The 828-nt window shown below is 70.4% G+C and carries 1 protein-coding gene; it reads left to right on the top strand.

The genetic code is table 11. The features are described from left to right. Window positions 1-49 precede the first annotated feature (49 nt). Complete coding sequence (locus OO63_RS41090) at window positions 50-787, top strand: ABC transporter permease (protein WP_051811823.1); 738 nt, start codon at window positions 50-52, stop codon at window positions 785-787. Window positions 788-828 lie beyond the last annotated feature (41 nt).

The following is an 828-nucleotide window of genomic DNA, read 5'->3' as shown; positions in this document are numbered from 1 at the left end:
ACCCCTGACCGCCCCCCCCCGAACCGAGCGAACCCCTCCCGGAGCCCTCATGACCCCGAACCGAACCCTCGCGACAGCGGCCCGAGTCCTACGCCAACTCCGCCACGACCCCCGCTCCATCGCGCTGATGATCCTCGTCCCGTGCGTGATGCTCCTGCTGCTCCGCTACGTCTTCGACGGCAGCCCGCACACCTTCGACGCGATCGGCGCCTCACTCCTGGGCGTCTTCCCGTTGATCACGATGTTCCTGGTGACCTCCATCGCGACCCTCCGCGAACGCACGTCCGGCACCCTGGAACGCCTCCTGGCCATGCCCCTGGCGAAGGGCGACCTGATCGCGGGCTACGCCCTGGCCTTCGGCGCCCTGGCCGTGATCCAGTCGGCCCTGGCCACCGGCCTGGCGCTGTGGGCCCTCGGCCTGGACGTGACGGGCTCGGCTTGGCTGCTGCTCCTGGTGGCACTCCTGGACGCCCTGCTCGGAACGGCCCTCGGCCTCTTCGTCTCGGCCTTCGCGGCCTCCGAGTTCCAGGCGGTCCAGTTCATGCCGGCGGTGATCTTCCCCCAGCTGCTGCTCTGCGGCCTGTTCACGCCCCGCGACAACATGCAGCCGGTCCTGGAGGCGATCTCGAACGTCCTCCCCATGTCGTACGCGGTCGACGGCATGAACGAGGTCCTGCGCCACCCCGACATCACGGGCGACTTCGTCCGCGACGCGGTCATCGTCGCGGCCTGCGCCCTCCTGGTCCTGGCACTCGGCGCAGCAACCCTCCGCCGCCGCACCCCTTAAAGACACCCCCCACCCCACACCCCACGCCCCCACACCCCACG

Source organism: Streptomyces alboflavus (assembly GCF_000716675.1).
Taxonomy (GTDB): Bacteria; Actinomycetota; Actinomycetes; order Streptomycetales; family Streptomycetaceae; genus Streptomyces; species Streptomyces alboflavus.
The sequence above is the reverse complement of the archived record's forward strand: the minus strand, read 5'-3'. Positions and strand labels throughout refer to the sequence as shown.